Genomic DNA, 8,074 nt, shown 5'->3' on the forward strand with positions numbered 1-8,074 from the left:
CCGCACTTTTTCTCGGTCAATGATGACAATAAGTTATAGCTTAGAAGCTAATCAACAACTAAAGCTTATGCTTGTAGCTAAGTGAAATCATTGATTAAGAGACCTGTGCTTTTCAATAACTTTTTCAGCAGACCCTATTTATTTTCTGGCTGACCTTGTACCCTTGTCAGTAAATCGGGTTACTATAGCTAATTTTTGGCTGTTAGCAATTATAGCTCTCAAAAGGGGGTGGGAATGATGAGATCAAGTTTATTTTCGGTCTGAGGATGACGAAAAGATAATTGTTTAGCGTGTAGGTATAAACGGTCGGACTGCTTACCATTGTACAAGTGATCGCCTAAAATTCCTATCCCTAATCCCTGTTGACTATGAACACGAATTTGATGGGTTCTTCCCGTGTAGGGAATAAATTCTAGCCGAGAATAATTGCCTTCTTTACCGACAACTTTAAAATAGGTTTGACTAGCTTTTCCCCTTTGCCAGTCCACAGTTTGATAGGGTCGATTTTGCGGATTTCCCCAGAGAGGGAGGTCAATTATGCCTGATTCTCGCTCAATAATTTCTGATAATATAGCTTCGTAGATTTTCTCCACTTCTCGCTGTTGAAATTGTTGGGATAAACAACGATAAATATCTAAACTTTTAGCTAGTAATAATAATCCCGAAGTTTCTCGGTCTAAACGATGAACTGGAATGACATTTTTTCCCTGACGACGAAACCGATTGACCACAGCATCTTGACTATCTTGATAACGTCCTGCTACCGATAATAATCCCGCGGGTTTATTAATAGCAATTATTCCCTCGTCTTCGTAGATAATTTCTAGGGATGAACGTAAACCAGAAAGTAAAAAACCCATGAGAGGTTGACATCTTTCTTGACAAGTGCCATAAAATTCTCCCTGTTTTCTATCTCGATTCGATTCTCCCCACCAAAATTCGGCCATGGCGACAGGTTTTAATCCTTTCATGGCGGCATAATTTAATAATTTCGGGGCGCAACATTCCCCTGTTCCCGTCGGTAACAAATTACTGCCCATCAATTTAGCTAAGGAGAGAGATTGTCCAGAAAAGTTGTTTAAACAGTAGGATTGATACAGCAATTCCTGTAACTGTTTGGAGAGGTTCCTACGCTGTTGCTTAAGTTCAATAATTCTCTGATTGGCTACGTTTATTTTATCAATTAAGGGTTTTAAAACTTGTTTTTGTTCCTGTTTTAATTGCTTTCTTGCTCTTTTTTCCTGACGACTGATATTATTTAATTTTTCTAATTCTTCTGGGTTTAAATTTCCTAAATTTCTTAAACTATCTCGTTCCTGTTTATGGTTTTGATGTTGTTGCTGTAAAGCTTGTATTTTGCGCTCAAAATTTGCTTGATTGAGTCGATATAAATTATGTTCGGGAATTGATTGTAGGGTAATAATTTCCTGTTTAATTATTTCTAAAAGTTGCAAAACTCGCTTTTCTTCCCGAATAATTTTTTCTCTCCCCACTAGGGACGGAACCCAGCCAGCAGCTTCTCCCTGTCCAGAAAAAGCTTTTAAAACTTCTATTTCGCCAGCAGCATTTTCTCCTAACAAAATTCCATACATTTTACCTTGAGGATTGGTGATAGTTGTCATCAAATCTTGGGCAATTTTTTCAGCCAAAAGAGTGCGGGGCAAGCGCAATAACTCGCCCGTTTCGGGACAAATTCCTTGATAATAATAAGTAACTTCCTTCACTCTTGAGGTTAATCGCTAAGAACAGGAAAAGGGCTAGAAATCCCCCTAAGAAAAACAATTGGCAAAGAAATCAATAGTTTCCTGTAAAGCGACAATAAAGCGATCGATTTCTTCTCGGGTATTATAAAAATATAGACTTGCCCGCGCGCTGCCGGAAGCATCAAAAAGGCGGTGTAGAGGTTGGGTACAGTGATGACCGGAACGAATAGCGACTCCTTCCTGGTCTAATAAAGTAGCTAAATCACTAGCATGAATCCCTTCCACATTAAAGGCGGCTAAACTAGCCCGACCCTGGCCCGTTAAACTAGGTGGCGGCCCGTAAATTCTTAAACCCTCAATTTCTCCTAATTTTTTGAACAAATGAGCGGTTAATTCTTCTTCGTAGGCATGAATATTATCCATACCTAAACCCATTAAATATTCTACCGCAGCACCGAGAGCAATCGCTTCGCCGATAGCGGGGGTTCCAGCTTCAAATTTGTGGGGCAGTTCGGCACAGGTAAAATGGTCTAAATAGACTTCCGCAATCATTTCGCCACCACCAAAAAAGGGCGGCATTGCCTCTAAAATGGCCTCTTTGCCGTACAAAAATCCAATACCGGTGGGGGCGCACATTTTATGACCACTAGCCACCAACCAATCACAATCTATGGCCTGCACATCAATGGCTAAATGGGGGACACTTTGACAGGCATCAATTAATACTTTCGCCCCGACTTGATGGGCAAGGCTGACTATTTCGGCAACGGGATTAATACAGCCTAAGGTGTTAGAAACATGAAGGACAGCAACTAATTTAGTTTTGTCAGATAATAAGGATTTATATTGTTCTAAATCAAAGCTTTCTTCGCTGGTTAATTGCACATATTTAATCACCGCCCCCGTCTTTTGGGAGATAATTTGCCAGGGGATTAAATTACTGTGGTGTTCCATGACCGAGAGAATAATTTCATCCCCTGCTTTCAGGGTATTTAATGCCCAACTGTAGGCGACTAAATTAATCGCTTCCGTGGCGTTGCGAGTATAGACAATTTCCCGACGAGAAGCGGCATTAATAAACCTAGCGACCTTATCTCTGGCCCCTTCGTAGGCTTCCGTTGCTCGGACACTTAAAGTATGCGCCCCCCGATGCACATTGGCGTTATCTTTTTCGTAATAGTTTCGCAGGGTTTCTAATACTTGAATCGGTTTTTGGGAAGTGGCGGCACTATCGAAATAGATAAGGGGTTTATCGTGTACGTTTTGATGAAGGATAGGGAAATCGGCGCGGACTTTTTGGGCGAGAGTTTTTTCTTGGATAATTGTCATTTTAGTCAGGAGTCAGAGGGGTACTTTGGGCAGGTTGGCACCCACCCCGGTAGAGTTATTCCACAGTGCGACAGGCGACGCATTGCCCCAATCTTTGGCGCAGGGATTCTAGAGGAATTTTAGCTAAAATCTCGGCCGAGAAAGCATCAATTAACAAACTGCGGGCGGTGTCGGCACTTAAGCCCCGGCTTTGCAGATAGAATAAATCATCGGCTTCCAGTTGGCTAACGGTTGCCCCGTGGGAACATTTGACGTTATCGGCGGTAATTTGTAATTCGGGTTTGGTGTTGACTCGTGCCTTGTTAGAAATTAACAAATTCCGATTTAACTGGGAGGCGTTGGTTAATTGGGCGGGCTTGGGAACAAACACTTTACCATTAAAGATAGCGTGAGCGCTACCATCAACGATACATTTATGTAGTTGCTTGGTGATGCCGTGGGGATGGTTGAGATAGATGGCGCTGTGGGTATCGGCGGTTTGTTGTCCGGTAATCATGGCTAATCCGTGCAGATTTGTCTCGGTTTGTTCTCCTTTTTGCAGGATATCGAGGTTATGACGGCAGAGTTTAGCGCCCAGATTTATCTCGTTGAGAGTGTAACGGCTATCGCGCCCTTGTTCAATTATCGTGCGTCCGATGTGAAAACCATCTCCTGATTCCCTTTGTACTCTGGTATGGATGACTTCGGCGTTGGCTTCGAGGTAAATTTCCGTGACAGCGTTGGTAAAATAAGCGTAATTTAGAGGTAAATCGGAGCAATGTTCGGCTAAAGCCCCGTAATTCTCAATAATATTGACACTAGCTCCCGTTTCAGCCACGATTAGGCTATGGGGCTGATAAAAGCGGGGAATTTCCTCCACAACGGTGATAAATAAGAGATGTATCGGGGTTGTGACGACGGTATTAGCGGTGACGTGAATTACTGCCCCATCCCTTAAACCAGCTTGGTTGAGTGCGGTAAAAAATTCGGGTGTTTTTTCTTTCCCTAGATAGTTGACAAGAACATCTTTTTGTGCATTGGCGAGATTGCTGACGCTGACACCGGGGGGTAAAGCGGAGATATCGGACAATTCGGGCTGATAAATGCCGTTAACGAAGACTAGGTGGCTGTTTTTGGCTTCGGGCAGCGAAAAAGCAGCGAGGGCATTTTTATCGATTGTAACGGTTTGGGGGACGCGAAAATCGATCGCCCAGAGTTGACTTAAATCGGTGAATTGCCATTCTTCATCTTTTTTGCCCGGGATGGCTAATTCTTGAGCTTTACTGGCTCCTGATTCTCTTAATTCGAGAATTTTACCGTTATCGATAGTGGGAACCGTTTCTCGGGACAATTTTAACAATAATTCTCCTGATTGTTCAGGTTTCGTGATTATGGCTGTCATTGGTAGGAAGGGGTGGGGGTTGGGGTGTGGGGTGTGGGGTGTGGGGTAGTGGGGTAGTGGGGTAGTGGGGTAGTGGGGTAGTGGGGTGTAGGAAGAATAAATAAAAGCCATCTCCTGATAACTGATAACTGATAACTGATAACTGATAACTGATAACTGATAACTGATAACTGATAACTGATAACTGACTACTGATAACTGATAACTGATAACTGATAGCTAGATTACTTAACGGCTAATAATTGTTCGTCGAGGAAATCGTAGCCAGTTCTTTCTAATTCGAGGGCTAATTCTTTACCGCCACTGGTGACAATGCGCCCATCGTACATAACATGAATAACATCGGGTTCAATGTAGTTGAGCAGACGCTGATAGTGAGTGATAAGTAAAAAAGCGTTATCGGGAGTAGCTAATTGATTGACTCCCTGGGCAACAATTCGCAAAGCATCGATGTCTAAACCGGAGTCAATTTCATCGAGAATTCCTAAAGTAGGTTCTAATAAGGCCATTTGTAGGATTTCATTACGTTTTTTCTCACCACCGGAGAAACCTTCGTTTAAACTTCTGCTAAGAAAGCTAGGATTCATCTGGACAACTTCTAGTTTTTTCTCGACTAATTCCTCAAAGTCAAAACTATCTAATTCTTCCGAGCCTAGATATTTTTGTCGGGCATTATAGGCAACGCGAAGAAAATCGAGGTTACTAACGCCGGGGATTTCTAGGGGATATTGGAAAGCGAGAAAGATACCCATAAGCGCTCGTTCATCGGGTTCTTTTTCTAAGAGGTTTTCGCCTTTATAAATTATTTCTCCCCCAGTTACTTCATAATCGGGATGTCCAGCGATTACTTTGGAAAAGGTACTTTTTCCTGAGCCATTGCGTCCCATAATTGCGTGGGTTTCACCCGCTTTAATTTCGAGGTTAACTCCTTTAAGAATCTGGTTTCCATCAATACTAGCGGTCAGATTTTTTACTGATAAAATTACTTCACTCATGAGATGTTTGTCTAGAACAAAAATATTAGTTTTTGGGGTTGACGGCGAGTCATCAATTGATGGATAAATTGTCTTAGCTTTTGGTGGGTTACGGCTATCGCCTAACCCACCCTACTTTACTGTTTACTTATTACTGATTACCCGACGGTTCCTTCGAGCTTGAGACTGAGGAGTTTATCAGCTTCGGCGGCGAATTCCATCGGTAATTTACTGAGGACATCCTTACAGAAACCACTGACTAACATAGAGACAGCATCTTCTTCGGAAATGCCCCGTTGTGCGAAGTAGAATAATTGGTCTTCACCGATTTTAGAAGTAGAAGCTTCGTGTTCTACTTTAGCACTGTTGTTATCCACATGAATATAGGGAAAAGTGTTAGCTTCGGCATTATCTCCAATCAGCATAGAATCACATTGGGAGTAATTTCTTGCTCCCTTGGCTTTCGGTCCCATTTTCACTAACCCGCGATAACTATTTTGGGAATTACCCGCAGAAATCCCCTTAGAAATAATGGTACTTTTGGTGTTGCGGCCAATGTGAATCATTTTCGTACCTGTATCGGCCTGTTGTTTGTTATTAGTTAGGGCAATTGAGTAGAATTCCCCGACGGAATTATCGCCAACTAAGACGCAACTGGGATACTTCCAAGTAATCGCTGAACCAGTTTCTACTTGCGTCCAAGAAATTTTAGAATTAACTCCTTTACACAGACCCCGTTTAGTGACGAAATTATAAATACCTCCCTTACCATTGGCATCGCCAGCGTACCAATTTTGTACAGTCGAATATTTAATATCCGCATTATCGAGGGCGACTAATTCCACGACGGCGGCATGAAGTTGATTACTATCGTACATCGGAGCGGTGCAACCTTCTAAATAACTTACCGATGCCCCTTCTTCAGCGACAATTAAAGTTCTTTCAAATTGTCCCGTCTCACCGTTATTAATCCGAAAATAGGTGGACAATTCCATAGGACAGACGACACCTTTGGGTATAAAAACAAAGGAACCATCGCTAAAAACGGCCGAATTAAGAGCGGCAAAATAATTATCACCCACGGGAACCACAGTACCGAGATATTTCTGCACTAAGTCGGGATGTTCCTGTAAAGCTTCCGAGATAGAACAGAAAATAACCCCCTGTTCTGCTAGTTTTTCTTTAAAAGTTGTGGCGATAGAAACGCTATCAAAGATAGCATCTACAGCCACGTTAGAAAGGCGTTTTTGTTCCGAAAGGGGAATGCCTAATTTTTCAAAGGTTTCGATTAAAGTGGGGTCAACTTCTTCAAGACTGTTGAGTTTTGCTTTTTTCTGTTTGGGTGCAGAGTAGTAGATAATATTTTGATAATCAATGGCAGGATAGGAAACGTGCGGCCAACTGGGTTCGGTCATCTTTTGCCATTGATGGTAGGCCCGGAGACGAAAATCGAGCATGAATTCCGGTTCCTTCTTTTTCGCCGAAATTAGGCGAATAATCTCCTCATTCAAACCGCGAGGGATGGTTTCCGATTCGATATCGGTGATGAAACCGTACTTGTAGGGTTGGTTAACGAGGTTTTTAACGGTGGTTGCACTCATGGGGGTTGGTGTTCTCTCTACGCGGTAGGCAGGGGAGGCAGTTAAACAACTTTCTTGTTGTTTAAATTGATTATATAATAGATTAACAACAAAGCTGTTGTCAAAGTCACGGAAAATTTCAGAGGATTCTGGTAAACCTCTGTTATTCAAGTTACTCTGTAGGGGTAATTGGCCGCTCCTTGACTCTCAGCAATTGTACGCTAAAGCCTCTGTTTTTGGTATCATGACCACGACTCAACCCGCCTCGACTAAAGACGATATTCTGCAATATTTGCTCAAAAACGGTCAATCTACCGCCCAAGACTTGGCTGAGGAGTTAAGTATTAGTCCGCAAGCGACGCGCCGCCATCTTAAGGATTTGGAGGGGGAAGGACTGATAGAATATTTTGCGGTACAAAATAAGATAGGACGGCCTCAGCACATTTATCGTCTCAGTCGTCAAGGTCGTGGCCGTTTTCCCCATAATTACGATAATTTCGCCGTTTCTTTCCTCAATACTCTCGTGGAGACGGTGGGAGAGCAACAGGTGGGGGAAATTCTCAAAAAACAGTGGCAACGCAAAGCGGCAGAATATCAATTGCGCCTCGGCAAGGGGTCTTTAGGGGAAAGAATGAGAAAATTGCTGGAAATTCGCCAAGAGGAGGGTTATATGGCAGAATTAGTGGCACTGGAAGCAGAAAATAGTTATGTCCTAGCCGAGCATCATTGCGCTATTGCTGAGGTGGCTGGTTCCTATCCCAGTATCTGTGGCCATGAATTAGAAATGTTTGCGATGCTGCTGCCCGATTGTACGATCGAACGGACTCACTGGATCAATCAAGGTGAGCAACGATGTGGTTATCTAATTAGGGTCTGCTGAAAAAGTTATTGAAAAGCACAGGTCTCTTAATCAATGATTTCACTTAGCTACAAGCATAAGCTTTAGTTGTTGATTAGCTTCTAAGCCATAACTTATTGTCATCATTGACCGAGAAAAAGTGCGGTTTTTCCATTTCAGACATAAAAAAGCCCAAAAAACCTGCCGAAGCAGGGTGGAAAGATTGATAACTAAAAAAGTAATAGCAATGGCTGTTTCCGATGTTGAGG

At 42.6% G+C, this 8,074-nt stretch carries 6 protein-coding genes and 1 pseudogene; 1 reads left to right on the forward strand and 6 read right to left on the reverse strand.

Going from position 1 to position 8,074, the window contains the following annotated elements; translation table 11 throughout:
- Positions 1-218: 218 nt before the first annotated feature.
- From IM479_RS14420 to sufB, 5 genes are all read right to left on the reverse strand, one after another.
- Entirely contained in the window at positions 219-1,724 is a 1,506-nt protein-coding gene (locus IM479_RS14420) for an RluA family pseudouridine synthase (protein ID WP_287684903.1), read from the reverse strand.
- Between the two features lie 45 nt (positions 1,725-1,769).
- Entirely contained in the window at positions 1,770-3,032 is a 1,263-nt protein-coding gene (locus IM479_RS14425) for a SufS family cysteine desulfurase (RefSeq protein WP_286826568.1), read from the reverse strand.
- A gap of 55 nt (positions 3,033-3,087) precedes the next feature.
- Positions 3,088-4,413: a Fe-S cluster assembly protein SufD gene (sufD, locus tag IM479_RS14430; RefSeq protein WP_287684904.1), complete on the reverse strand. Its 1,326-nt coding sequence runs from the start codon at positions 4,411-4,413 to the stop codon at positions 3,088-3,090.
- Between the two features lie 224 nt (positions 4,414-4,637).
- Positions 4,638-5,408, reverse strand: a complete 771-nt coding sequence (gene sufC, locus IM479_RS14435) for a Fe-S cluster assembly ATPase SufC (protein ID WP_287684905.1) — start codon at positions 5,406-5,408, stop codon at positions 4,638-4,640.
- Between the two features lie 137 nt (positions 5,409-5,545).
- Positions 5,546-6,988, reverse strand: a complete 1,443-nt coding sequence (gene sufB / locus IM479_RS14440) for a Fe-S cluster assembly protein SufB (protein ID WP_287684908.1) — start codon at positions 6,986-6,988, stop codon at positions 5,546-5,548.
- 223 nt (positions 6,989-7,211) lie between these two features.
- Between sufB and sufR the strand changes: the two genes are divergently transcribed.
- On the forward strand, positions 7,212-7,847 hold the full coding sequence (gene sufR, locus IM479_RS14445; RefSeq protein ID WP_287684906.1) for an iron-sulfur cluster biosynthesis transcriptional regulator SufR: 636 nt from the start codon (positions 7,212-7,214) through the stop codon (positions 7,845-7,847).
- A gap of 39 nt (positions 7,848-7,886) precedes the next feature.
- Here the strand turns inward: sufR and IM479_RS14450 are convergent.
- A pseudogene (locus IM479_RS14450) lies at positions 7,887-8,074 on the reverse strand (IS5/IS1182 family transposase); the annotation flags it as partial.

The sequence above is a fragment of the Microcystis sp. M165S2 genome, assembly GCF_020245885.1.
Classification (GTDB): domain Bacteria; phylum Cyanobacteriota; class Cyanobacteriia; order Cyanobacteriales; family Microcystaceae; genus Microcystis.